Raw genomic sequence first — 1312 nt, 5'->3', positions numbered from 1 at the left:
GCCGCCCTCCTCGTACCCGACGTAGCCGGGCGGGGAGCCGAACAGCCGCGAGACGGTGTGCTTCTCCATGAACTCCGACATGTCCAGCTGGATCAGCGCGTCCTCGTCCCCGAACAGGAACTCGGCGAGGGTCTTGGACAGCTCGGTCTTGCCGACACCCGACGGCCCCGCGAAGATGAACGAGCCACCCGGGCGCTTGGGGTCCTTCAGACCAGCGCGCGTACGCCGGATCGACTGCGACAGCGCCTTGATCGCGTCGTGCTGGCCGATCACGCGCTTGTGCAGCTCGTCCTCCATCCGCAGGAGGCGGGCGGACTCCTCCTCGGTGAGCTTGAAGACCGGGATGCCGGTGGCGGTGGCGAGGACCTCGGCGATCAGTTCCTCGGTGACCTCGGCGACGACGTCCATGTCGCCGGCCCGCCACTCCTTCTCCCGATGCGCCCGCTTCTCCAGCAGCTGCTTCTCGCCGTCCCGGAGCGAGGCCGCCTTCTCGAAGTCCTGCGCGTCGATCGCCGACTCCTTCTCCAGCCGGACGCCGGCGATCTCGTCCTCGAACGCGCGCAGGTCCGGCGGCGCGGTCATCCGGCGGATCCGCATCCGCGAGCCGGCCTCGTCGATCAGATCGATGGCCTTGTCCGGCAGGAACCGGTCGGAGATGTAGCGGTCGGCCAGCTGCGCCGCCGCCACCAGCGCGCCGTCGGTGATCGACACGCGGTGGTGGGCCTCGTAGCGGTCGCGCAGGCCCTTGAGGATCTCGATGGTGTGCGACAGCGTCGGCTCGGCCACCTGGATCGGCTGGAACCGGCGCTCCAGCGCCGCGTCCTTCTCCAGGTGCTTGCGGTACTCGTCCAGCGTCGTCGCGCCGACCGTCTGCAGCTCGCCGCGCGCGAGCGGGGGCTTCAGGATCGACGCCGCGTCGATCGCGCCCTCGGCCGCCCCCGCGCCCACCAGCGTGTGCAGCTCGTCGATGAACAGGATGATGTCGCCCCGCGTGCGGATCTCCTTGAGCACCTTCTTCAGGCGCTCCTCGAAGTCACCGCGGTAACGCGAACCGGCCACCAGCGCGCCCAGGTCCAGGGTGTAGAGCTGCTTGTCCTTGAGCGTCTCGGGCACCTCACCCTTGACGATCTTCTGCGCCAGCCCCTCCACCACCGCCGTCTTGCCGACACCGGGCTCGCCCACCAGCACCGGGTTGTTCTTGGTACGGCGGGACAGCACCTGCATGACCCGCTCGATCTCCTTGTCCCGGCCGATCACCGGGTCGAGCTTGCCCTCACGCGCCGCCTGCGTCAGATTCCGCCCGAACTGGTCC

1 protein-coding gene is annotated in these 1312 nt (G+C 69.4%); it reads right to left on the bottom strand.

Translation table 11 applies throughout. The annotated features are described in order from the left end of the window. Positions 1-1312 (bottom strand): ATP-dependent Clp protease ATP-binding subunit (locus tag ACFPZN_RS56055; RefSeq protein ID WP_378293596.1); only part of this gene is annotated, 1312 nt, incomplete at both ends.

It is taken from the genome of Actinomadura rugatobispora (assembly GCF_042656285.1).
GTDB classification, from domain to species: domain Bacteria; phylum Actinomycetota; class Actinomycetes; order Streptosporangiales; family Streptosporangiaceae; genus Spirillospora; species Spirillospora rugatobispora.
This window is presented reverse-complemented; position numbering and strand designations above follow the sequence as displayed.